General features: G+C 52.0%; 20 protein-coding genes. 13 read left to right on the forward strand and 7 right to left on the reverse strand.

Annotated elements, in window-relative coordinates:
- Positions 1–36 precede the first annotated feature (36 nt).
- The 3 genes from LX87_RS21275 to LX87_RS21285 form a co-directional block, all read right to left on the reverse strand.
- Positions 37–2,598, reverse strand: a complete 2,562-nt coding sequence (locus LX87_RS21275; protein ID WP_111630281.1) for a TonB-dependent receptor — start codon at positions 2,596–2,598, stop codon at positions 37–39.
- Positions 2,599–2,940: 342 nt separating this feature from the next.
- Positions 2,941–3,567: a hypothetical protein gene (locus tag LX87_RS21280; protein ID WP_111630282.1), complete on the reverse strand. Its 627-nt coding sequence runs from the start codon at positions 3,565–3,567 to the stop codon at positions 2,941–2,943.
- Between the two features lie 8 nt (positions 3,568–3,575).
- The gene (locus tag LX87_RS21285; RefSeq protein WP_111630503.1) at positions 3,576–4,067 is read right to left on the reverse strand and encodes an RNA polymerase sigma factor; all 492 of its coding nucleotides are present in this window, start codon (positions 4,065–4,067) and stop codon (positions 3,576–3,578) included.
- Between the two features lie 213 nt (positions 4,068–4,280).
- On the opposite strand from LX87_RS21285, the gene LX87_RS21290 reads away from it, so the two are divergent.
- On the forward strand, positions 4,281–4,781 hold the full coding sequence (locus LX87_RS21290) for a DUF4385 domain-containing protein (RefSeq protein ID WP_111630283.1): 501 nt from the start codon (positions 4,281–4,283) through the stop codon (positions 4,779–4,781).
- Positions 4,782–4,859: 78 nt separating this feature from the next.
- Here the strand turns inward: LX87_RS21290 and LX87_RS21295 are convergent, their stop codons facing one another.
- The 3 genes from LX87_RS21295 to LX87_RS21305 form a co-directional block, all read right to left on the reverse strand.
- Complete coding sequence (locus LX87_RS21295; RefSeq protein WP_111630284.1) at positions 4,860–7,127, reverse strand: NADP-dependent malic enzyme; 2,268 nt, start codon at positions 7,125–7,127, stop codon at positions 4,860–4,862.
- A 214-nt stretch (positions 7,128–7,341) separates the two neighbouring features.
- Positions 7,342–7,584 carry a hypothetical protein gene (locus LX87_RS21300; RefSeq protein ID WP_111630285.1) on the reverse strand — a complete coding sequence of 81 codons (243 nt, stop codon included), beginning with the start codon at positions 7,582–7,584 and terminating at the stop codon, positions 7,342–7,344.
- A 187-nt stretch (positions 7,585–7,771) separates the two neighbouring features.
- Entirely contained in the window at positions 7,772–9,037 is a 1,266-nt protein-coding gene (locus LX87_RS21305; protein ID WP_229310758.1) for an MFS transporter, read from the reverse strand.
- A 272-nt stretch (positions 9,038–9,309) separates the two neighbouring features.
- On the opposite strand from LX87_RS21305, the gene LX87_RS21310 reads away from it, so the two are divergent.
- The 5 genes from LX87_RS21310 (at position 9,310) to LX87_RS21330 (ending at position 13,650) form a co-directional block, all read left to right on the forward strand.
- Positions 9,310–10,446: a Gfo/Idh/MocA family protein gene (locus tag LX87_RS21310; RefSeq protein WP_111630505.1), complete on the forward strand. Its 1,137-nt coding sequence runs from the start codon at positions 9,310–9,312 to the stop codon at positions 10,444–10,446.
- A gap of 146 nt (positions 10,447–10,592) precedes the next feature.
- Complete coding sequence (locus tag LX87_RS21315; protein WP_111630286.1) at positions 10,593–11,738, forward strand: Gfo/Idh/MocA family protein; 1,146 nt, start codon at positions 10,593–10,595, stop codon at positions 11,736–11,738.
- A 34-nt stretch (positions 11,739–11,772) separates the two neighbouring features.
- Complete coding sequence (locus LX87_RS21320; RefSeq protein ID WP_111630287.1) at positions 11,773–12,147, forward strand: four helix bundle protein; 375 nt, start codon at positions 11,773–11,775, stop codon at positions 12,145–12,147.
- Between the two features lie 58 nt (positions 12,148–12,205).
- Positions 12,206–13,258 carry a sugar phosphate isomerase/epimerase family protein gene (locus tag LX87_RS21325; RefSeq protein ID WP_111630288.1) on the forward strand — a complete coding sequence of 351 codons (1,053 nt, stop codon included), beginning with the start codon at positions 12,206–12,208 and terminating at the stop codon, positions 13,256–13,258.
- A gap of 188 nt (positions 13,259–13,446) precedes the next feature.
- On the forward strand, positions 13,447–13,650 hold the full coding sequence (locus tag LX87_RS21330; protein WP_111630289.1) for a hypothetical protein: 204 nt from the start codon (positions 13,447–13,449) through the stop codon (positions 13,648–13,650).
- Between the two features lie 98 nt (positions 13,651–13,748).
- Here the strand turns inward: LX87_RS21330 and LX87_RS21335 are convergent, their stop codons facing one another.
- Complete coding sequence (locus tag LX87_RS21335; RefSeq protein ID WP_146624524.1) at positions 13,749–14,300, reverse strand: hypothetical protein; 552 nt, start codon at positions 14,298–14,300, stop codon at positions 13,749–13,751.
- An 85-nt stretch (positions 14,301–14,385) separates the two neighbouring features.
- Here LX87_RS21335 and modA point away from each other — a divergent pair, with 85 nt between their 5' ends.
- From modA to LX87_RS21370, 7 genes are all read left to right on the forward strand, one after another.
- Entirely contained in the window at positions 14,386–15,123 is a 738-nt protein-coding gene (gene modA / locus LX87_RS21340; RefSeq protein WP_111630291.1) for a molybdate ABC transporter substrate-binding protein, read from the forward strand.
- Complete coding sequence (modB, locus tag LX87_RS21345) at positions 15,120–15,791, forward strand: molybdate ABC transporter permease subunit (RefSeq protein ID WP_111630292.1); 672 nt, start codon at positions 15,120–15,122, stop codon at positions 15,789–15,791. The genes modA and modB overlap by 4 nt, the downstream gene beginning before the upstream one ends.
- Complete coding sequence (locus LX87_RS21350) at positions 15,791–16,639, forward strand: sulfate/molybdate ABC transporter ATP-binding protein (protein WP_229310759.1); 849 nt, start codon at positions 15,791–15,793, stop codon at positions 16,637–16,639. Before modB ends, LX87_RS21350 begins: the two co-directional genes overlap by 1 nt.
- A gap of 632 nt (positions 16,640–17,271) precedes the next feature.
- Positions 17,272–18,111 (forward strand): MBL fold metallo-hydrolase, encoded by an 840-nt coding sequence (locus LX87_RS21355; RefSeq protein WP_111630293.1) that lies wholly within the window; start codon positions 17,272–17,274, stop codon positions 18,109–18,111.
- A gap of 19 nt (positions 18,112–18,130) precedes the next feature.
- Positions 18,131–18,898 (forward strand): patatin-like phospholipase family protein, encoded by a 768-nt coding sequence (locus tag LX87_RS21360; RefSeq protein ID WP_111630294.1) that lies wholly within the window; start codon positions 18,131–18,133, stop codon positions 18,896–18,898.
- A 408-nt stretch (positions 18,899–19,306) separates the two neighbouring features.
- The gene (locus tag LX87_RS21365; RefSeq protein ID WP_111630295.1) at positions 19,307–22,312 is read left to right on the forward strand and encodes a SusC/RagA family TonB-linked outer membrane protein; all 3,006 of its coding nucleotides are present in this window, start codon (positions 19,307–19,309) and stop codon (positions 22,310–22,312) included.
- Between the two features lie 78 nt (positions 22,313–22,390).
- A complete protein-coding gene (locus LX87_RS21370) occupies positions 22,391–23,788 on the forward strand; it encodes a RagB/SusD family nutrient uptake outer membrane protein (protein ID WP_111630296.1) in 1,398 nt (465 codons plus the stop codon).
- Positions 23,789–23,896 lie beyond the last annotated feature (108 nt).

Consider the following 23,896-nt stretch of genomic DNA (forward strand, 5'->3'; position numbering starts at 1 on the left):
CAACTTTTAACTCTTAACTCTTTATTCTTAACTCAATTACCGTTGCCGGTTATTCTCACCGCCTTGTTGGCCGCCACCGTCTTTAACGTCGTCGTTGTTGACGGATTTTTTCCGGCGCTGGGGCTGGTCGAAGCTCATTTTACCGATCCGGTAGCTGAACGTCAGGCGCACACCCCGGTTGTAAATGTAATTGATGTTGGTCTGCTGGAAGGTCGGTGAAGTAAGCTGGGTTTGCATCTTAAACCGATTGGCCAGAAAGTTTTCGCCCGCCAGACCCAGGCTGCCTTTCGTTTGTCCTTTGCTGTCCTTGAAGTCTTTCTTGACCCCCAGCGTGTAGAATCCAAAGCCGGACTGGTAACCTTGCAGTTGCACGCTCCGGCCCTGCATGAACCCAAATCCCTGCACACCCCAGCCATTTTTCAGGCTCAGGTTGGTAAACAACCGGCCCGTTACTACCCAGCCCGAATTGCTGGCATTCAGCGAAGCTGTCGGGCTGTTGTTGGTGATGTATGAATAGTAGGTATCTACACCACCGCCCACCTGCCATTTCGGCAACAGGGTGATGTTTCCGAACACATTGGCTCCATAATTCTCCTTATGGCCGATGTTCTGGTAGGTTGTCGTAATGACACCATCCTGCGTGGTTGACCGGACGCTTTCGATGGAATTGTCCGTCCGGCGGGCAAATAGTGAGAAGTTCAGGTACGTCTTCTTGATGAAAACGCTGGAACTCAGTTCAACGTTGTCGGTCAGTTCCGGTTCCAGATACGGGTTTCCAAAGGTAATGTTCTGCGGATTGGACGCATTTACGTTCGGGTTCAGAAACTGGATACCGGGGCGTTGCAAACGGCGGTTGTAGGCCACCTTCACGGTTTTGCCGCCTTTCAGGGCTTTCGAGATGTTGATGCTCGGAACCAGGTTGCCGTAGCTCGGAATGTCGATGGTCTGGCCCGGTGTTTCCGATCGGAAGTTGGCATCGATTACCGTGTATTCATACCGCGTTCCGGCTTTGACGGTATATTTACTTTTCGACGTGTAGGTGTACGACACATACGTACCGGCTACATTCTGGTTGTAGTCCAGACCATTGTTCGGGCGCAGCGGGTCCTGGCCGTAGGCACCGTCGGGTCCGGTTGAAACGAAATATTTGTAGTCGCTGTCAACCTGCCGGAAAATTCCCTTTCCACCAAATTCGAGTTGCTGATTCGTCTTGATTGGTGTTTGGTAATCAATCTGAATGGTCGATTCCTGGTTATAACTCAGGTTGTCGTTGCGGTCGCGGCCCGTGATGATGGCCGTGTTGCCAAACAGTTCGGCTTCGTAATCGTTCGTCCGGTTGTTGCGGCTGAATTGCGTCAGAATGCTCAGCTCCTGCTGTGGTTTTTTGAAGGTTCGTGTGTAGTCAACGTTCAGATCGACGGTTCCCGACAGGTTTTTAATATCCACATCCCGGCGGGACGTTTCGCTGGAAACCAGCCCGCCCGGGAAGAAGGCCGTGGCCAGGTTTTGCGAGGATTTTCCGTTTTGGGCACCGTAGCGCAAGCTGGCCGTCAGGCTCTGGTTCTTGGCAATGTCGTAATCAAAACCCAATTGGTAGTTTCCGAAGAGAAACTGGTTTCTCGAATCGGCCATTTGCCGGGTTTCGGTGGTTACATCGCCGAAAAAGCTCCGTTGTGTGTTCTCAAACTTGCCTTTCATGTTATAATTGGCGCGACCAAAACCACCCAGCGAAAAGCCCATTTTCCCGGCGCGGTAATTTCCGTTCAGACCCAGGTTGGAGCCCCGGTTTCCAACACCGGCATCCATGTTCAGGGTCAGGCCCTGTAGGGTGTTTTTCTTGGTGATGATGTTGATAATCCCGGCGGAACCTTCGGCATCGTACTTGGCCGACGGCGACGTGATAACCTCCACCGACTTGATCATGTCGGCCGGAATCTGCTTCAGGGCGTCGGACACGCTGGCGGCCACAATCGTTGACGGTTTGTTGTTGATCAAAACCCGGACGTTGGTGCTCCCGCGCAGACTGACGTTTCCGTCCAGATCGACCGACAGCATCGGTACTTTTCGCATCACCTCGGCGGCATCACCGCCTTTGTTCGTAACGTCCTTGTCGGCATTGTACACCAGCCGGTCGACTTTCTCTTCAATCATCTGCGCCTGACCGACTACGTTTACTTCCTGAAGCGTTTTCACATCCGGCGACAGCGCGACGTTTCCGACGTTGATGTCCGTACCGCGCTCAATTTTCAGAACGCGGGTTTCTTTGTTCTGATACCCCAGAAACGAAACCTGAAGCCGGTATTCGCCGGGTACGAGTTTCGTTAAAGAAAACTTGCCTTTTTCGTCGCTGGTCGTACCGTCAACGGGTTTGCCGGTTTGCACATTGATCAGCGCAATGGTGGCAAATTCAACGGGTTTGTTCGTCGTAGAATCGGTTAATACTCCGGTAATTTTACCGTTACCGCGGGGCGCATCGGGATTCACGGTTCCGGGGATGGCGGGGGTGGGCCGGGCACCTGGAGGAGGACCGGCCGGAGGTTGCTGAGCATACGAAAGTGTGGAGCAGCAAATAATACTAAAAAGTATTAAATTTTTCATAATTTTTATATGAAGATCAGTTAGGTTCCTTAGGGGGCGAGATGGAATTGAACTATACAAAGATATTACGAACTTCAGTCAATAAGATAAACGATTTATCTGCCATTCTGGCGAATATGTGGAACGGTAAAATTTGCCCCTCAGATGGTGCCTGAAAGTGATAAGCGGAAGCGATTACTCATGCAAAAAATACTCTCAAATTTAGGCTTGCGTACAGACTTTACATACGGGTTTTCGACGAATGGCTATTTTCGTGGGATAGACACCTGATTTTGCGGGGTAAGTTAACTTGCAACGGGAGCCAGCAGCGGCAAAGAGAGGGGGAACGGTAGGTTTAAGCAGTTACAAAATGGATTTTAACTGATCCAGTTCCTGAAGGTTCTCCTTTAATTCGAGGCCTATCTTGTCTTCAAAGGCATTGAAAAGCCACCGGGCCAGCCCGTAAAACAGCAGAATGAAGGCGGCTTGCGACCCCAGGGCCAGGCTGATTTTCAAGGCGCTGTAGGCTTCAAATTTTCGGGCAATCATGGAAATTGTAAAGAGAAATCCGGCCAACAGACACAACATCCAGACTTTTGATAAGGCAGCCTGGGCTTTTTCGTGCCAGCCCAAAACCGTTTTCAGGCTATCATAGAGGTTTTGCTGACTTAAGCTGATGCGGCTCAGGTTGCGGTAATTTTTCACCACTACCGTCAGCGCAACAACCGCCAGACCAATGTAGATCACCGACGGGATGTATAGATACCAGCGTTCATAATCGAAAGCATTGCCGATGATAGCCGCCGAGAAAAAAACGATAACAGCCGTCATTACAACACCGGCCACTTGCAGATGACGCGCCATTTTAGCTAGCGTTCCTTTCGACCGGTCTTTGATCATCAGAATAATCATCCGCTCGGTCAGTTGCTGATGCGCCAGGAGTTTTTCGTCGTAAGCCTTCCAGGTTATTTTTAAGTCGTCGAGGGTCATGGTATTGGTTAGTAACGGGTTGTCGATTTAAGAAGTCTCTCCAGTTTCGCTTTGATCCGGTTCAGTTTGACACCGACATTGGTTTTGGTAATACCGATAATGGTCGCAATCTCGTCGTAACTTCGGTCGTCGAGGTAAAGCGTGATGACGGCTTTTTCGATGGGGGAGAGTTGTTCGATGGCTCCGTAAAGCGCTCTCACCTCCTCGTCGGTTGTATCCTCCCGTAAATCCGGAATCTGGAGTTCGTTTTCCGAAAAAGGTACGCCCTGTACCTTGACGGCTTTTCGGCGGAAATTCGAGATGGCGGTGTTCAGCGCAATCCGGTACATCCAGGTCGTTACACTCGATTCGTTTTTGAACCCCGGATAAGCCCGCCAGAGTTGCAGGACAATCTCCTGAAAAAGGTCTTCCCGGTCGGCGGGTTCCTTACAATACAGCGAACAGACCTTGTAAAGGATGCCGGGATGACGGTTCAGTAAGCTGACAAATTCCTTTTCCATAGCGATCATCTGGGCGGGCTTTCAGGGTATTAGTCGCCGGAGTGGCGGAATTATTACAACGGTATCGAAAAAAGAAAGAGAAAAGGGCAAACCGGTTGCTGAAAAACCAAAAGCCGTAGCCTGCGTTTACTCAACAGCAAGCCCGAAAGGCTTAACGCTGGATAACCCCGGATGCAATCCGGGTGGCAGACCGTCTAACGACCCGTACCGCTCATGAAAACCGAAGACCGGAAATTTAACTATCATCTGGATTACCGAGAACTGAATCTGCGTGAACAGCCGGAATTATACCGCGTCGGAAAAGGTGAGCAGGGCGTGTTGCTCGTGCAGCCGTACAAATCCGAAATCCTGCCGCACTGGCGGTTCAAAACGCCGGAGATTGCGCGGGAGTCGTCGGAAAAGATTTACGAGTTGTTTCTGGACTATAAAAAGAAAGAGGACTTTATCGGGATGGACATGGCCCGGAAGTTTCTGCAAATGGGCGTAACGCGCTCCCGACGGTATGCCAATCACCGGACGGGGCAGAAGTACGACGGTCCCGTTCCGGACGACAAAAAAGGCCGCAGCGGAAGCCACGGCCGTGATCAGTTACCGCTCGATGTTGATCCGGTCAAAGCCGAAAGTGCCGCCATCTTCCGCGAAAAATACCTCCAGGCCCGCGAAGACCCGGAGTACAAGCAGCTACGAAAAGAGTGGCAGGAAAAATATGGATGAGTGAAGAATTAAGAGTGATGAGTTAAAAGTTAATAAGTGCGTCAGCCAACTCTTAACTCATCACTCTTAATTCTTCACTCATTTCCCTTGTGCTTCGACGACGGCGATGGCAACCATGTTGACGATTTCGCGTTCGGAGCTGCCCAGTTGCAGAACGTGAACGGGTTTGCGCAGACCCAGCAGAATAGGGCCAATGGCGTCAATACCGGCAGATTCGGTCAGGAGGTTATAAGCGATGTTGGACGCAGACAGGTTCGGAAAAATCAGGGTGTTGGCGCCTTCGTCAACCAGTTTGCTGAACGGGTGGTTGAGTTTCAGCAAATCCGTATTGAAAGCCAGGTGGGCCTGAATTTCGCCATCAACAATCAAATCCGGGTGTTTGCGTTGCAGGATCTCAACGGCCTGGTTCATTTTGACGGCATCGTCGCCTTTCGCACTGCCGAAGTTGGAGTAGGAAACCAGCGCAATCCGGGGCTTGATATTAAACCGTTCAACGGCCCGGGCAGTCAGCTCCGTGATTTCAACAATCTCATCAACGGTCGGGTTGAAGTTGACGGTGGTGTCGGAGAAAAACAACGGGCCACGTTTGGTCAGCAGAATATACATCCCGGCCACTTTTTTAACTCCGGCTTCTTTGCCAATGACCTGTAGGGCCGGGCGAATCGTGTCGGGATAATTACGGGTTAACCCCGAAATGACGGCATCAGCTTCACCGGCTTCGACCATCATCACCCCGAAGTAATTCCGGTAGTACATTTGCTTGGTCGCTTCCGTCGCATTAATGCCCTTTCGTTGACGTTTTTCGTAATAAAGTGCGCTAAACTTCTGAATCAGTTCATCCTGCTCGGGTGCGCGCGGGTCCAGAATGGGTACATTGCTCAAATCCAGGTTGTTTTCAGAGATCAGGGACCGGATGGGTCCCACTTCTCCGAGTAAAATCGGAAACGCAATTCCCTCATCCCGAACCTGTTGAGCCGCTTTTAATACTTTCAGGTTTTCGGCGTCGGCAAATACCACCCGCTTCGGGTTCGATTTGGCCTTGTTCAGGATTACCCGCGAAATCTGATTATCCTGACCCAGTCGCCGGGCCAGTTGCTGTTCGTAGGCTTCCCAGTCCGTAATCGGTTGTCGGGCCACACCCGAATCCATTGCGGCTTTGGCCACGGCGGGGGCTACGGTGGTGAGCAGGCGCGGGTCAACGGGTTTCGGAATGATGTATTTCCGGCCAAACATCAGGTTGGATTCGCCATAAGCCAGATTGACCAGATCAGGGACGGATTTTTTCGCCAGATCGGCCAGAGCGTGAACGGCAGCCAGTTTCATGGCTTCATTGATCTCCGTCGCCCGAACGTCCAGCGCACCCCGGAAAATGAAGGGAAAACCGAGTACGTTATTGACCTGGTTGGGATAGTCGGACCGGCCCGTTGCCATAATAATATCGTTGCGCGCGTCGGTGGCGTCTGGGTAGGAAATTTCGGGCGTGGGGTTTGCCATCGCAAACACAATCGCGTCGTTTGCCATCGAGCGCACCATGTCCTGCGTTACGACATTGCCTTTTGAAAGACCGATAAACACATCGGCACCCACCATGGCTTCTTCGAGCGTGTGCAGGTCGCGGCTGGTAATAAACTGGCTTTTGCGTTCGTCGAGATCGGCGCGGTCGGCACGAATAACGCCTTTGCTATCGCACATGACGAAATTCTCGACGCGGGCGCCCAGCGAAATATACAACTTCGAGCACGAGATGGCCGAGGCTCCCGCGCCGTTGACGACAATTTTAACGTCTTCAATCTTTTTGCCGGTAAGCTCAAGCGCGTTCAGCAGGGCGGCTGCCGAGATGATGGCGGTGCCGTGCTGGTCGTCGTGCATGACCGGGATGTTCAGTTCGCGTTTCAGGCGTTCTTCAATCTCGAAACACTCCGGAGCTTTAATGTCTTCCAGGTTTACGCCCCCGAACGTTGGTTCCAGAATCTTGACGGTGCGGACAAATTCGTCCACATTTTTGGTGTTCAGTTCAATATCGAAAACGTCGATGTCGGCGTAAATTTTGAACAGCAGCCCTTTGCCTTCCATGACGGGTTTGCCAGCTTCGGGGCCGATATCGCCCAGCCCCAGAACGGCGCTACCGTTGCTGATGACAGCCACCAGGTTACCTTTGGCGGTATACTTATAAACGTCTTCGATGTTTTCGGCAATAGCCAGACACGGCTCGGCCACACCCGGTGAATAGGCGAGGGTAAGGTCGCGCTGGGTGTTGTATTCTTTGGTTGGAACAACTTCAATTTTACCCGGACGGCCTTTGGCGTGGTATTCGAGGGCGTCTTCCCGGCGGATTTTCTTCTCCATAATATGTTATAGGGATGGTCAAACAGCGCTAAAATGTAAGTTTTCCGAACGGTTGTCGGTTCGGATGGGTTTGTTGGTACTCGGGTCGCTAAGGTAAGGAAAAAGTGGGCGATTATGATTTCTTAAAACTAAGATGACCCGCTGGGTATAGCGGGTCATCGGGAAATAGAGATCAGCAGGTGTATAAAGTCTGTCAAATAGGCCGTGGTTTAATTTAAAAAGATGCTTTAGCGGGTTTAGGTAGAGTTGAGGTATTTTTAGCGACCGACTGGTCATTCAATTTCCCGGTGTCTTTAAGGATCATCTGAACAGGAATGCCTTTGGGTAAAATCTGTTCGTACTGAAATTTCCAGAAAGCCATACCGGCTATCAGGGCGGAAAGCATTGTCAACTGGATAACCTGCCAGCGTGATAAATGCAATTTCGGCCATTCACGGTTTTGGGTTAAATGATTCATTGATCGTACTTTATGGCTAGAGTTGTTAATTAAAAACGACTTCCCGAACTAGCTCATCAGTGTGTTGTTGAGTTATATGATCAAATATACTAAAAATATGATATAATGCTACTAAATCTGAAAAAAATTAAAAAGGCGGACCGATTTTTCGGTCCGCCTGCTTTTTCAAAAGATATGGCTACGTTTTTTAGAGCTGAGGTTGCTGATTGGCTAACTGGTCGTCACCCGGTCCCCGTTTGCGGTTGCGCATCCAGAACCACAGTACCGTGAAAGCCACGATCAGGATGATTGGAAACGTGGTCATTTTGGCAAGGGTAGCTTGCCCGGCAGCCAGTTCAAGCGCATCGCCCGACAGGCCGGTAGCGGTTTTTTCGGCCCGTTCGCTATCGATCCAACCTCCGATAAACGGTTGGAAGATTGACGTTGAGAACATCCCGACGCCCCCGATGATCGACATACCCAGCGCCCCGCTCAACGGAATGCGCTCGGCCACGAAACCAACCATCGTTGGCCAGAAATAACAAACGCCCAGCGCAAAAAAGACGGCGGCAACGTAGGCCATAGCGCCGGTTTGAGTGCTAAACAGATAAATACCGATGAGGGCAAATACGGCTCCACCCAGGAGTACACCCGTCTGGTCGAGCCGGTGAATCAGAGGGCCACCGAAATAACGGCCAATGGCCATCAGAAGCGTTGTGAGCGCCAGAATCAGCATCGGAGCGGCACCGCTTTTTGCCATGATCAGACCCACCCACTGTTGCGGGCCGAACTCGGAAATAGCCGTGAAGGCCATGCAGCAGAACATAAACAGGTAAAGCGGAGTCAGCATGGCCTTGAAGTTTTTCGACAGAGACGTAGCCCCTTCCACTTTAGAAGCCGGGAAGGTCTGACCGAAGAACAAAAACGCGTACACCACGGTCGGGATCATAATCACCCAGATTTGGCTCTGCCACGACATACCGGCATCGGTCATGAATTTGGAAATCAGACTGCCGAGGAAAATGCCGCCCGGGAACCACATATGGAAGCGGTTGAGCATTTTGTTCATGGTGTTGCCGGAATACATATCGGCAATCAGGGGGTTACAGGCCGCTTCCGTACAGCCGTTTCCAATTCCGATGAATAGGGTCGAAATCAGCAGTGTTGTGTAGCCACCGGCGTAGATAGTCAGCAGAATTCCCAGCGTGTGGCAAAGAAAGGCTACCGACATGATAATCCGGGGACCCACCGAGTGGTATACAAGGCCACCGACGATCATGGAAATGGGGAAACCTAAAAACCACATGGAGTTAATAAAGCCTAACTGCTCAGCAGTCAGCCCAAATTCGTTGCCCAGTTGGGGCAGAATACCGGCTCTGATACTAAAGGAGAAAGCCGTGGTGATAAGGGCAAAGCAACTGGCATTAAAAAGGCGGCTTTGATTGACGGACGTCGTCGCCATAACGGTCTGCATAAAGGTGATGTAGGGGGTTTAGTTGGAAAATTTTAGGTCGATACTAATGTTTTATTGAATGGAAATATACAAAATTTCCGAAAAATAAGTGAATCTGCTAATTTCCCCGCCAAATTCTTCTGATTTTAAATTTTCAACTTTTTGATGGGGAAGTAGTAGGATCTGATTTTCTAAAGCTTCACCTTTCAAAACACGAAATCTTCGATCAGAAAGTCTAACGATACTAACCAAACTTCAGTTTATTCTACATTATGGCGCACAGAAAAATGCGGATGGGCATGATTGGCGGAAGCCTTGAAGCTTTCATTGGGGCCGTCCATCGCCGGGCAGCCGTCTTCGACGGAGAAATCGAACTGGTCTGCGGAGCGTTTAGTTCCAATCCGGAAAAATCGAAAGCAACCGGTCATGCCCTGTATCTGCCCGAAGAGCGGGTGTACGGGAGCTATGAAGAAATGATCCTGAAAGAAAAAGAATTGCCGGAAGGCGAGCGGATGGATTTTGTGTCGATTGTGACGCCAAACCACGTCCACTTTCCTCCGGCTAAACTGGCCCTCGAAAACGGTTTCCATGTGGTTTGCGACAAACCCATGACGCTGAATCTGGAAGAGGCCAGGGAACTGGCCCGCATTGTGAAGGAAACCGGCAAACTGTTCTGCCTGACCCACAATTATACAGGGTATCCGATGGTGAAAGAAGCCCGCGAGATGGTTCGTAGCGGCAAACTGGGCAAACTCCGCAAGGTGGTGGTCGAATACCCACAGGGCTGGCTGTCGACGCTGGAGGAAGCCACCGATTACAAACAGGCCATCTGGCGGACCGACCCGGAAAAATCGGGCGCGGCTGGCTGCATGGGCGACATTGGAACCCACGCTGAAAACCTGGCCGAATACATCACCGGCCTGAAAATTACCGAACTCTGCGCGGATCTGAGCATCTTTGTCGAAGGCCGGAAGCTGGACGACGACGGCAACGTTCTGCTGCACCTGGAAGACGGGGTGAAAGGCGTTCTGCATGCGAGCCAGATCGCCAACGGCGAAGAAAACAGCCTGAACATCCGGATTTACGGTGAACTGGGCGGGCTGGAATGGCATCAGATGGAGCCTAATACGCTGATTTACAAAACACAGGAAGGTAAGCGGATTTTCCGTCCGGGTGTGGGCGAACTGTCGGCGGCTGCCAAAGCGCACATTCGGGTTCCGTCGGGTCACCCGGAAGGGTTCTTTGAAGCGTTTGCCAATCTGTACCGCAACTTTGCCATCACCCTGCGGAGCAAGATGGAAGGCAAGGAACCCGATCCAATCTACGCCGATTTTCCGTCGGCCGAAGACGGTGTGCGCGGGCTGGCTTTCATCGAAACCGTTATCCAGTCGAACAAGTCCAGCGAGAAGTGGACGAAGTTTGTGGACTAGTGACTGAAAGTAAAATTTGTTACACAGAGGACATCAGGGATTATCAGGGTTGATCAGAGAAACTTTGATAACTCTGATGTCCTCTGATAAACTCTGTGTAATAACTCCTTTTTAACCTCTTAAATACATTCTTTTAAATCTCACAAATGGAAAAAATCAAAGTTGGTGTAGTTGGTACGGGCTTTATCGGTCCGGCTCACATTGAAGCCCTGCGTCGGCTTCCGAACGTCGAGGTAGCGGCTCTTTGTGAAGTCACGGCAGAACTGGCCAGACAGAAAGCGGATTCGCTCGGCATCGCCCGTTCCTACACCTTTGACGAATTGCTCAAACAGGACGACATCCAGTCCATTCACATCTGTACCCCCAACTTCCTGCACTATTCACAGTCGAAAGCCGCCCTAGAAGCCGGAAAGCACGTTATTTGCGAAAAACCGCTGGCCAAAGACCTGAAAGAAGCCGAAGAACTGGTACAACTGGCCGCCCAAACCGGTCTGGTCAATGCCGTTCACTTCAACTTACGGTATTACCCATTGGCCCGGCAGATGAAGGTGATGCGCGAAAAAGGCGATCTGGGCGAGGTATATTCGATCATCGGTTCATACTTGCAGGACTGGCTGTTCTACGAAACCGACTACAACTGGCGGCTCGAACCCGATAAGTCGGGCGACTCGCGGGCCATTGCCGACATCGGTTCGCACCTGATGGACATTATCGAATACATTACCGGTTTGAAAACCGTAGCGGTACTGGCCGATTTCAATACCATTCACAAAACCCGCAAAAAACCGCTGAAGCCGGTTGAAACGTACTCGGGCAAGATGCTGCAACCGGAAGATTACGCCGATGTACCCATCAACACCGAAGACCACGCCAACGTGCTGCTGCGGTTTGATAACGGCAACAAGGGCGTTATTACGGTATCGCAGGTTTCGGCGGGCCGGAAAAACCAGATGAAGCTGGAGATTGCCGGATCGAAGAAAACCTTCGCCTGGAACTCGGAAGCCCCGAACGAGATGTGGATTGGAAACCGCGACGGCTACAACGAAAACCTGATGCGCGACCCATCGCTGATGTATGCCGAAGCGCAGTCGGTCATTTCGTTCCCGGGTGGTCACAACGAAGGGTTCCCCGACACCTCCAAGCAGATGTTCAAGGAAGTATACGCGGCTATTGCGGCCGGTAAACAACCCGAAAACCCCACATTCCCGACCTTCGCCGACGGCTACCGTGAGCTGTTGATCTGCGAGAAGATTCTGGAATCCAACCGCAAGCAGGCGTGGGTTGAAGTGTAATTTTGAATGAGTGAATGATAGAATGAGTGAATAAATGGATGGAGTTTCATCGGCTTCGAATAAAGAAGAATTTATTGAAGAATTTAAGCGAAGAACGAAGCAGTATGTCCTGAGGAGCATAAAGGTTTTCCAGGCATTGCCAAATACGAGTGAAGCACAGGTAATTGGCAAACAATTTTTACGTTCGGCTTCTTCGGCTGGAGCAAATTACCGGGCGGCTTGTCGTGCCCGGAGCAAAGCCGAGTTCTACGCTAAATTGAGTGTCACAATTGAAGAAGCTGATGAGTCGCTGTTCTGGATGGAGATTTTGTCCGAATCCGAAATCATACCGTATTCAAGGCTTGAAAGCTTAATGAACGAGGCTACAGAAATTGTGAAAGTCCTCTCTAAAGCCCGAAAAAACACCTGATGTTTGTTCACCTATTCTATCATTCACTCATTCACTCATTCAAAATTCTAAAATCACCATGAAAACCATCCAAGGACCCGCCATCTTTCTGGCGCAATTTCTGGGCGATACCGAACCCTTTAACTCGCTGGAATCCATCGCCAGGTATATGGCTGATCTGGGTTATAAAGGCATCCAGATCCCGACCTGGGACCCCCGCATGATCGACCTCAAGCAAGCCGCCGAAAGCACCGGCTACTGCGACGACCTGAAAGGCAAGCTGAAAGACATCGGCGTGGAAATCACCGAGCTTTCAACGCACTTACAGGGACAACTCGTGGCGGTTCACCCGGCTTACGGCGAAATGTTCAACGGGTTTGGTCCGGCGGAGCTGGCCAATAAGCCGAAAGAACAGCAGGAGTGGGCCACGCAGCAACTCCTGTGGGCCGCCAAAGCCAGCCAGAACCTCGGCCTGACGTCGCACGTGACGTTCTCCGGCGCTCTGCTGTGGCCCTATGTCTACCCCTGGCCGCAACGTCCGGCCGGTCTGGTGACGACGGCGTTCCAGGAGCTGGCCAAACGCTGGACCCCCATCCTGAATGCTTTCGACGAAGCCGGTGTGGATGTGGGCTACGAACTGCACCCCGGCGAAGACCTGCACGACGGCGTTACGTTCGAAATGTTCCTCGATTACGTCAACGGCCACCCGCGCGCCGGAATCAACTATGATCCGAGCCACTTCGTATTGCAGCAGCTGGACTACCTGCAATTCATCGACTTCTACCACGACCGGATTTATGCCTTCCATGTCAAGGATGCGGAGTTTAATCCGACCGGCAAACAGGGCGTTTACGGTGGCTACCAGGGCTGGGTCGAACGTGCGGGACGGTTCCGTTCGCTGGGCGACGGTCAGGTCGATTTCGGCGGTATTTTCAGCAAACTGTCGCAGTATGACTACGATGGCTGGGCGGTGCTGGAGTGGGAGTGTGCCATCAAACACCCCGAGCAGGGCGCGGCCGAGGGCGCACCGTTTATCCAGGATCATATCATCCGGGTGACGGAACGGGCCTTCGACGATTTCGCCGGAACCGGTGCCGACGAGGAGTTTAACAAGCGCGTACTGGGCTTGTAAGAAAAGAGTGGGGGAGTTGTCGCCTGAATCCGGCAATCCGGGTTCTGCGGCAACTCCCTCAAAATTTTAAACCAGTCCTGGTTTTTGACGGTTTAAAGAGTCGTGATTCCGTTTGTCATAAAGCAGGCGGATTGATTGCGAACCACCCTACTTTAGGTTCGTGAATGTCACTTTAAACGATCAAAAGCATGGCAGGTCAAGGATCGGGCGGTAATGTACTGGCAGCCCTCTGTAGTTTCTTTATTCCCGGATTGGGTCAGTTGTTGCAGGGCCGTTTGCTGATGGCCATTGTCCAGTTCGTACTGGCTGGCGGGCTCTGGTTTATCCTTCTGGGCTGGGTCATTCATCTGTGGTCCATTATTGATGCGGCCCGGTATAATCCGGCTAAATAAAAGGCAATACCTAGCCCACAATCATCTGACTGCGACGCCTTCGGTTGTCATAGTAAAGCCCTATCATTACCTGATAGCAATTCTATAAACCATCCGGTTTATTTTCGGCCCAGATAGACATTAAGCGAAGCCTGAAAACTGGGCTGAAACCAGTTGGCATCGGTGAGCTTTCCGATTTTTCCGACACCTTCAATCGAAAATTGCCGGGAGAGGGTTATTTCAAGGCCCAAAGCACCATTTAATTTAGCGCTCTCGTAGCGGGTTGGCGAACCGGGCGTCTCGTTGTCAATATCCATATCCCAGCCCTGAAAATGCCCGTAGGAAACCCCGCTTTCTGCAAAACCGCTGATAAAGCCGCCGTTCCAGAGGTAGTAGCGGGCAAATAACCCGGCTTCTTTCCGGTTAGACAGAAAACCGTGTACTTCTCCTTCAACGCCGACCCAGAAGCGGTGGGCTGGAAAATAACCCGCCTTAGCCGTCGCGCCCAGAAGAGTAAGACCGGCACCGATTAACCAACTGCCTCGCTGGTGTTGTGCTACGGACTCCGCTTTCCATTCCGGGTTTTTCGGACCCGTTAATTTTTTCAATGCCTGCGCCGGGGCCGAGAAGCTGACCGTGCACAATACGAGAGCAAGTAAATGGTGTTTCATCGCCGTGTTGGTATGCTATAAATCTAGGCATTTACCTCTGTTTTTTCAATAACTCGTTATATTTGGAAAACTATAACGAGTTGCGATGCGTCACTGGCTGATTCTGTTTCTTGTTGCCTTGACCGGAGCTGCCCAAGCCCAGAAAATCCGGGTGGCGGTGGCCGCGAACGCCCAGTTTGTCATGGAAAAGCTGAAAGCCGGATTTGAGAAGAAAACCGGGCTGGACGTGGAAGTAATCGTTAACTCCTCGGGCAAATTAACCACCCAGATTCAGAATGGTGCCCCTTTCGACGTGTTTCTGTCGGCCGATATGAAGTACCCCGCAGCGGTTGACAAGGCCGGTCTGGCGGCTACCAAACCGAAAGTTTACGCCTACGGGTTGCTCGTACTCTGGACCCGGTCCGACATCGACCCGGCGAAAGGGCTTGCCGTGTTGAGCGATCAGCGGATTCATAAAATTGCCGTCGCTAATCCCAGAATGGCCCCCTATGGTGCAACGGCCATTGCAGTGCTGGCTCAGCAAAAACGGCTGGAGGCTTTGCAACCTAAAATCGTTTACGGCGAAAGCATTGCGCAGGTGAACCAGTACCTGATTTCGGGCGCGGTTGAAGCGGGTTTTACGGCAAAATCGGTCGTGCTGGAACCGTCAATGCAGGGAAAGGGGCGCTGGGCCGATGTAAAAGGAGCCGAACCGATGGCGCAGGGTGTGGTTTTATTGAAGGGTGCCAGAACCGATGCCCGCCAATTTTATGACTATCTGTTTTCGCCGGAAGCCCGGGCTATTTTCCAGCGATACGGCTACCAAAAGCCTGTTCATCCATGACGAATTTCGACTGGCAGCCTCTCTTATTGACCTTACGGCTGGCTACGGTTACAACCGGGTTGCTGTTGCTGGTCGGGATTCCACTGGCTGGTTGGCTGGCCTTTACGCGATTTCGGCTCAAACCGGCGGTCGAAGCCGTGATTAGCCTGCCGCTGGTGTTGCCGCCGTCGGTGCTGGGCTTTTACTTTCTGCTGGCGTTTAGTCCAACGGGTTTTCTGGGGGCAAAGTTGCTTTCCTGGTTCGATCTGCGGCTGTTATTTACGTTCGAGGGACTGGTGGTAGCATCGCTTTTTTACAGCCTGCCGTTTATGGTTCATCCCGTTCAGGCCGGGTTGGAAAACCTGCCGGCGTCGCTGCGGGAAGCCGCCTATACACTGGGTAAATCGCCCCGGGAGACGTTTTTACGCGTCTTGTTGCCCAATATAAAACCGTCATTGCTGACGGGCGTTGTGCTTTCATTTGCGCATACGATTGGTGAATTTGGTCTGGTTCTGATGATTGGCGGCAACCTGCCGGGGCAGACCCGCGTGGCTTCCGTAGCGATTTACGACGAAGTAGAATTGCTGCATTATGACACCGCCAATGTCTACGCGCTGTTGCTGTTGGCGGTATCTTTTGGGATTTTACTGGCGGTGTATGCCATCAATCGGCGATGGGTGATATTCTGATGTCTACAATTCACCTGCACGCCCGAATGAACCTGCTGTTTGCCAGTGGTCCGGCTCCCCTTGAGGTTGATTTCACGCTGAAAGCCGGAAGTCTGACGGGCTTATACGGCCCTTCCGGTTCTGGAAAAACCACGCTATTGCGAATTCTGGCGGGGCTAACGACGCCGGAAATGGGCCTCATCCGGGTTGACGATCAGCTTTGGCTTGATACCGAACGGCGGATCAACGTGCCAACCCAGCAGCGAAACGTCGGGATGGTATTTCAGGATGCTGCGTTGTTTCCCAACATGAGTGTTCGCGAAAATGTCCAGTTTGCCGCCGAAAACCGTCGGGACCCGATTGTCGAAGAACTCCTGGAACTGGCCGGTTTGACCAGTCTGGCCAATCGGAAACCCGCTACGCTGTCGGGTGGGCAGCGGCAACGGGTGGCCCTGATCCGGGCGCTGGCCCGTCGGCCCCGGATGTTGTTGCTGGATGAGCCCTTTTCGGCCCTTGATTTCGAAACCCGTGCCCAATTGCTGAGCGAACTGGTTCGGTTGCACCAGCGTTTTGGCACCACCACCGTACTGGTCACCCATCATCAGGAAGAAATCCAACGCGTTGCGGATCGGTTTATTAAACTGGAGCGGGGTAGGGCTGCTTTTATTGAACCGAGTGCAAAAGCCCAGCCGTCTATAGAGGGTGTTATTACCGCTCTTCGCCCCGAAGCGGGTCTGGCCAAGATTCAAATTCAGGTACGAAACGAGCAGTTCACGCTGGAAATTCCGTTAAACCCGTCGGAATGGCGGCTTGGGCAAACCGTACGTGTGTTGATGGAGCCTGCTGTGCCGGTGCGTAAGCTGGATTGATACCAAAGAAAAAGCCCCGAAATACTCAGGGCTTTTTGCTACCATTTTCTCTGTCCTACCTACCTTACCCGGTTAGGAGTAAGGCTCAAAAAAAGATCGGTATACCCGTTGCAGATAGTGAAACATAGGGGCCAGATTTTCCGGTTGTGTCCGTATTTGCAAGCGAGGTTTTTAAACTATCGTTAAATCCAGTGTATCTTTCAGTGGGCTGTCATCGAGCCGGTTTGCGTGTCAAGTAGCACGCGTTTTTTCTAAAAGATATGGACGAAGGATCGAGCGTGGGAACACAAAAATTCAATGTCTATACTGGCTCAAAACGAGCAGTATGGCAGGGGATTCCATCATGTTCATACACGTTGTACACTTATAATAACGCCTAAAGGTATAGAATATGTCTGGTAAATGCAAGCATTTACCGGGATACATACATAGAAAAAATATAGTTTTTCTCGAACGGTATTTATGATCAAATTTTTATGCCGTTCTTAAACATTTTTTAGCTATTGTTGAAAATGAATGTCTGTTTATGGATTTTTCACTAAAAGAATTTTCATCAAAATGATGAGAAGGCAGGCCGAGTTTGGTGCTGTTCTGGTTCTGTATAAGCGGCTTCGACGGATAAAAATGCAATGATGACCCTTAAAACAATTGATACCGGTTTTTTTAAGTTAGATGGGGGCGCCATGTTTGGTGTGGTCCCCAAAGCACTCTGGAATAAGCAGAATCCGGCCGACGATGCCAACCGGTGTACCTGGGCCATGCGGTGTTTGCTGGTAGAAAACGGTCAGCAGTTGCTGTTGATCGACACCGGTCTGGGCGACAAACAGGATGACCGGTTTTTCAGTCATTACGACCCCCACGGCGAGGCTTCCCTGTTGAAGTCCATCCGGCAGGCGGGCTATTCCGAAAAGGATATTACCGATGTGCTGCTCACGCACCTGCATTTTGATCATGTGGGGGGAGCGGTTCGGCGGGCTGGGGAGCAGTTGCTGGCTACCTTTCCGGCGGCCACGTACTGGAGCCACAGCCAGCACTGGCAATGGGCCGTCAATCCGAATCCCCGCGAAAAAGCGTCGTTTCTGAAGGAAAACATCCAACCCTTGCAGGAGAGTGGTCAGTTGCAGTTTGTCGATCAGCAAACGTTCCCCTTCCCGGACATCGAGCTGTTGCCGGTTGACGGGCATACCGAGAAAATGACTTTGCCAATTATTCGGGTGGGCAGCCAAACTGTCGCTTACGTGGCGGACCTGCTCCCGTCGGCGGCCCACATTCCGCTTCCGTGGGTGATGAGCTACGATGTGCGGCCGTTGCTGACCATGCAGGAAAAAGCGCAGTTGCTGCAACAGGCAGCCGACGAAAACTGGATTCTGGTTTTCGAACATGACCCTCTGATTGAAGCCGCAACCGTCGAAGCGACTGAAAAAGGCATCCGGGTTCGTGATAAAGGCACGCTGGTTTCGTTTTTAGAATAACAGAAACCAACCGATTGATATGAAATTTGGCTTAGTGCTTTCCGGGGGTGGAGCGCGGGGCATTGCGCACCTGGGTGTTCTGAAAGGATTGCTGGAGGAGGGGTTTACGTTTAGTCAGATTGCCGGAACCAGCGCGGGGGCCATCACCGGTGTCATGCTTGCCAATGGCTATACGCCCGATGAAATCCTGAGAATCATTGAAACTACACCGTTGTACCGGCACATCCGACCCGCCTTTACCCGCATGGGGCTGCTGCGCATTGATAGGGCGGAAGCCATCTTCCGGACTTATTTGCCCCACGATAGCTTCGAGGCACTGAAAATTCCGATGCACATTGTTGCCACGGATTTGACGGAAGGCTGTCTGACGGTATTTGATACGGGCGAGCTTGTTCGGCCCATGCTGGCATCCTGCTGCCTGCCCGGTATTTTTGAACCCTACCGGATCAACAAGCACCAGTATGTCGACGGGGCTGTGCTGAACAATATGCCGGTGGAGGTGATCGAACAAAAAGTGGATTTTATCGTGGGCGTACACTGCAATCCGTTTGTTCTTCAGAAACCCATCACCTCCATCAAGGGTGTTCTGGAACGGAGCCTGATTCTGGCCGTCCGGAGCAAAACCCGGGAACGTCTGAGCCGCTGTAATCTCCTGATCGAACCGCCGGAACTGAGTCGCTACGATGTGTTTGACTGGCGACGCGCCCGTGAACTCTTCCGGGTTGGTTATCAATACACCCAGTCGATCAAACCCCAGTTGATCCAAACCCTGACTTCCGCTCTGTAGAGTTGGGGTATTCCAGTTTTTTATTGCGATTTTCCTTTTACATGAATTAGGATTCAGAAGATATTTTATGTCTGAAAAAAGCCGGGATAGGGGGATGTGTCAGCGCCCGTTGCGTCGCGTGGATGTTCAAGCCCGGTTCAGGAGCGGAAAACTAAGTAAACGGTTTAATTGCTGATAAATACAATTTCGTTAAAAACTAACCGGTTGTAGGATAGCTTATTATAAAGAGTTCCTGTTCGCGCGAAGAAGCCGATAATCTATCCTGATGTCCAGGTTAGTATGCTGGCATACATTTTTTTTGGCTCCGTCGCTCCTGATATCCCCCAATTTGCATTAAATTGCGATTAAGTTCTTTGTCCGTAATCGGCTAAGGACTGATTTTCCACCTTTTTTAAGAAACCTATTTGTATGAGAAGATCATTACTGCTTAGCTTCCTGCTAACCACGCTCGTATGGATTTCAGCGATCGCGCAGGATCGGCAGGTAACGGGCAAGGTTGTCTCTGCTGAGGACGGATCGTCCTTACCGGGTGTTTCCATTCAGGTGAAAGGAACAGCACGCGGAACGCAAACGGATGCCAGTGGGAATTATTCCCTGAACGTACCCAATTCGGGGGCGACGCTGGTTTTTAGCTTTATTGGAACCACCACGCAGGAAATTGCCGTCGGCAACCGCAGCACCATCGACGTGAAACTGGCCAACGACACCCGCGCCCTGAATGAGGTGGTCGTGGTGGGATACGGTACGCAGCAGCGCCGGGATTTGACCGGATCGCAGCTGACGGTAAAGGGCGACGACATTGCCCGGCTGCCGGTTCAGACCTTCGAAACGGCTTTGCAGGGCCGCACCCCGGGCGTTCAGATTACGCAGGGAAGCGGTAGACTCGGGTCGGCGTTACAGATTCGCGTTCGGGGGGCGGCTTCGATTTCGGCCGGTAACGAACCGCTGTACGTTCTGGACGGTATTCCCATTACGTCGCAGGATGTAAACACGACCGATACCGAATTATTCAGTCCGCTGGCCGACATTGACCCCAACGACATTGAATCCATTGAGATTCTGAAAGATGCATCGGCTTCGTCTATCTACGGTTCACGGGCCAGCAACGGGGTTGTACTGATTACGACCAAACGTGGAAAGGCGGGCCGGACCAACGTACAGATTGGCTATTATACCGGGATTACAAACGCAACCCGCAAGAAGCAGTTTCTGAATGCCGCCGAATACAAAGAACTGTTCTCGGAATCACTGACCAACGCGGGGATTGATCCGAACGATCCGCAGGACGGTTTTCCGGGGTACGGCATTGATCCGAACTCGACCTTCGACAGCGACTGGGCCGGGGTGGCATTTCGTCAGGGAGCGGTCAATCAGGCAAACTTTGGTATCAACGGTGGGAACGAAAAAACCCGTTTCAGCCTGACCGGCGCGACCAACAAGCAGGTCGGTTTTATCGTTGGAAACAACTTCCGCCGGAACAATATGCGGTTGAACGTTGACCATTCAATCAGTAACAAGTTCAGTGTAGGAGCGAGCATTGCCTTTTCCAGCATTAACAATAAAAAGGTATCCGGTGACAATGCGTTCTCGAACCCGATTCAGTTGAACGCCCTGTCTCCGCTTCAGCCGATCTATAATCCCAGCGATCCGACGGGTTATAACCGTAGAACCCTGTATTACAACAACCTGGTTGAGTTGGACAATGCCTATAATTACGCCCGGACGTTCCGCACGTTTGGGAATTTATTCGGGCAGTACCAACTGGTGCCGGGGCTGACGTTCCGCAGCGAGTACGGTTTTGACATTCTGAACCTTCAGGAAGAAATTTACCGGGGCCGGTTGACGGAAGACGGTGCGCCGACCGGTTACGGCTATCAGGCCATGAACCGGGTGAACAACTGGACGACGAACAACACGCTGACCTACCTGAAGAATATCGGAACCGATCATTCAGTTGATGTTCTGGCCGGTATCACCTATCAGGAGCAGAACGTCCAGACCGTATCGGCAACGGGTCGTAACTTCCCGAACGACAAGTTTAAAGAGCTGGCCAGCGCCAGCCAGAAAACCGATGCCAGTTCATCCGAAACCGGTTACAGCATCCTGTCGTACCTGGCACGGGCAAACTACAAATACAAAGACCGTTACCTGCTCACGCTGACGGGCCGGGTTGATGGTTCATCCCGCTTCGGTGCCGACAACCGGTACGGTTTCTTCCCCTCCGCTTCGGTGGGCTGGATTCTGAACGAAGAAGCGTTTATCAAAAACACGCTTCCGTCGCTGAGTTTGCTGAAACTGCGGGCCAGCTATGGCGTAACCGGGAACTCGGAAATCGACAACTTCGCTTCGCGGGGTTTGTACGGAACGATCAACTACGGTGATCAGGTCGGTATCCGCCCGTCGCAGGTTGCCAATGCCGCCCTACGCTGGGAGAAATCGACGCAGTTGGATCTGGGGCTGGAATTTGGGTTCCGTAACAACCGCATCAACGGTCAGATTGATTTCTACAACAAAATTACCGACGACCTGCTGCTGAACGTACCGCAACCCGCCATCAACGGTTTCACGAACATTTTCCAGAATATTGGCAGTATGCGCAACCGGGGTGTCGAATTCAGCATTACGTCGCAAAACCTGATTGGGGCGCTGCGCTGGTCGACCAACTTCAACATCTCGTTCAACCGCAACAAAGTAACGCGGCTCGATGTGTCGCCGATCCGGGCCAACTCCCGCTTCCTGAGTTACGTGACGGAAGGGCAGCCGCTGGGCGTTTTTTACGGGAAAAAGTACGTCGGTGTTAATCCGCAGAACGGGGATGCCCAGTACGAAGGAGCCGATGGTCAGCCCACTAGCGATTATGCTTCCGCTCCCGAGATGTTTGTCGGTAATCCGAACCCCGATTTTACGGGAGGTTTAAACAACACCTTCTCCTACAAAGGATTTGACCTGAGCTTTTTGTTCCAGTTCGTCTACGGCAACGACCTGTTCAATGTAGCGGGTATCTACCAGTCGGTGAATGGTAACTACTTTGATAACCAGACGAAAGATCAGATGAATCGCTGGCAGAAGCCGGGTGACATCACGAATGTTCCGCGGGCCGAGTTTGATGCTGCAAACGGCTCCGGATTGTCGTCACGCTGGATGGAAGATGGTTCGTTCCTGCGGTTGAAAACCGTTTCGCTGGGGTATAACCTGCCGAGTTCGTTGCTGAAAAAAGCGTTCATTCAATCGGCGCGGGTGTATGTATCCGGGTTGAACCTGCTGACGTTTACGAAGTATACCGGTTATGATCCGGAGGTAAACACGCAGTATGTCAACACGACGAATCAGGTGGCCAACATTGCGTTGGGGCACGATTTCTATACTCCCCCGCAGGCCAGAACGTTTACGTTTGGGGTTAACCTTGGCTTCTAAAAACGGCTTTCAGACGCTGTACACGGCACTTTAACAGCTCGCCTGAAACGGCTGATGGATTAAAACCACAACCAGAAAATGAAAAAAACAATCATATCTTTAAGTCTGGCGCTGGCGCTGGGCATCACGGCCTGCGACAATAAGCTGGACATTGAACCCCGCCAGTCGGTCGATTCGGCTACGGCTTTGGCGTCGGCGCAGGACATTGAAAGTGCCCTGATTGGCGCGTATGGCGTATTGAGTGGAACCGGAGGAGGGTTAGCCGACGCTGAATTATACGGAACGAACCTGTTGCTGCTGCCCGACTTGCTGGCTTCGGATAATTACGTGGATTGGCGCGGTTCGTTTGCCAGCTACCGGGAGGTAACCAGCCGGCAGATGCTGGCCACCAACGCCGAAGCCCAGCGTACCTGGATTACGGCTTATCAGGTGATCAACGTCGCCAACAACATTCTAGGGTCGCTCGACAAGGTGACGAATGCGGACGATAAAACGGCTTTTGAAGGGGAAGCGCACTTTCTGCGGGGCATCATGTATTTTGAACTGGTGCGGCTGTTTGGTCTGCCCTGGGGTGCTACCGCTGCGAATGATCAGCCGGGTGTTCCGATTGTGCTACGGGCTACGCTGACGCAGGAGCAGGCGGCCGAAACCAAGGCCCGGAATACCGTAGCCGAAGTCTACGCGCAGGTGCTGGCCGATCTGACGAAAGCTGCGGAGTTAATGCCGGAAGACAATGGACTGCGGGCCAACCGATTTGCGGCCCTGGGTTTTCTGTCGCGGGTTTATCTGCAACAGTCGGATTACGCCAAAGCACTGGCTGCGGCCAACGAAGTGATCGAATCCGGTAATTACCAGTTAAACAATGACGTTACTACGGTTTTCCGGAATAAGAACACCGCCGAAAGTGTGTTTGAAATTCAGGAGAATACCCAGAATAACCCCGGAACCAGCAACGATGGTCTGACCACGTTCTACGCCAGTCTTCCGGCGGGAGAGGCTGTCGTTGGGCGGGGTGATGTACAGGTTCTGAATGCATTCGTCGAATCATACGCCCCGACGGATAAGCGCCGGACGGCGTTGTTTTACATTGGGTTCAAAGGAAACGGAACGCGTTATTACACCGGGAAATGGGCGGATTTTTACGCGAACATCCCCGTGATTCGACTGGCCGAACTGCTGCTGACCCGCGCCGAATGCAACCTGCGGCTGGCATCAGCCACGGGCGCTACCCCTGCCCAGGACCTGAATGCCGTTCGGGTACGCGCGGGTGTGGCACCGATTGCCGCCCCGACCCTGGCGGATGTGCTCAAGGAACGCAACCAGGAACTGGCTTTCGAAGGGCAGCGCATTCATGATATCAAACGCACGAAAGGCAAGACGGGAAGTCTGAACTGGAACGATCCGAAGCTGGTTATGCCGATTCCGAAACGGGAGGTTGATGCCAACAGCCAGTTGGTGCAGAACCCCGGTTATTAAGCCATAAAAGCAGGGGGCCCATAGTGGCTCTTTATACGTTATTTTATAAAAGCCGTCCTTTCAAAGGGACGGCTTTTTATTTGGCACGACTACAACGGTTATTCAAAA

It is taken from the genome of Larkinella arboricola, from assembly GCF_003259745.1.
GTDB lineage: Bacteria > Bacteroidota > Bacteroidia > Cytophagales > Spirosomataceae > Larkinella > Larkinella arboricola.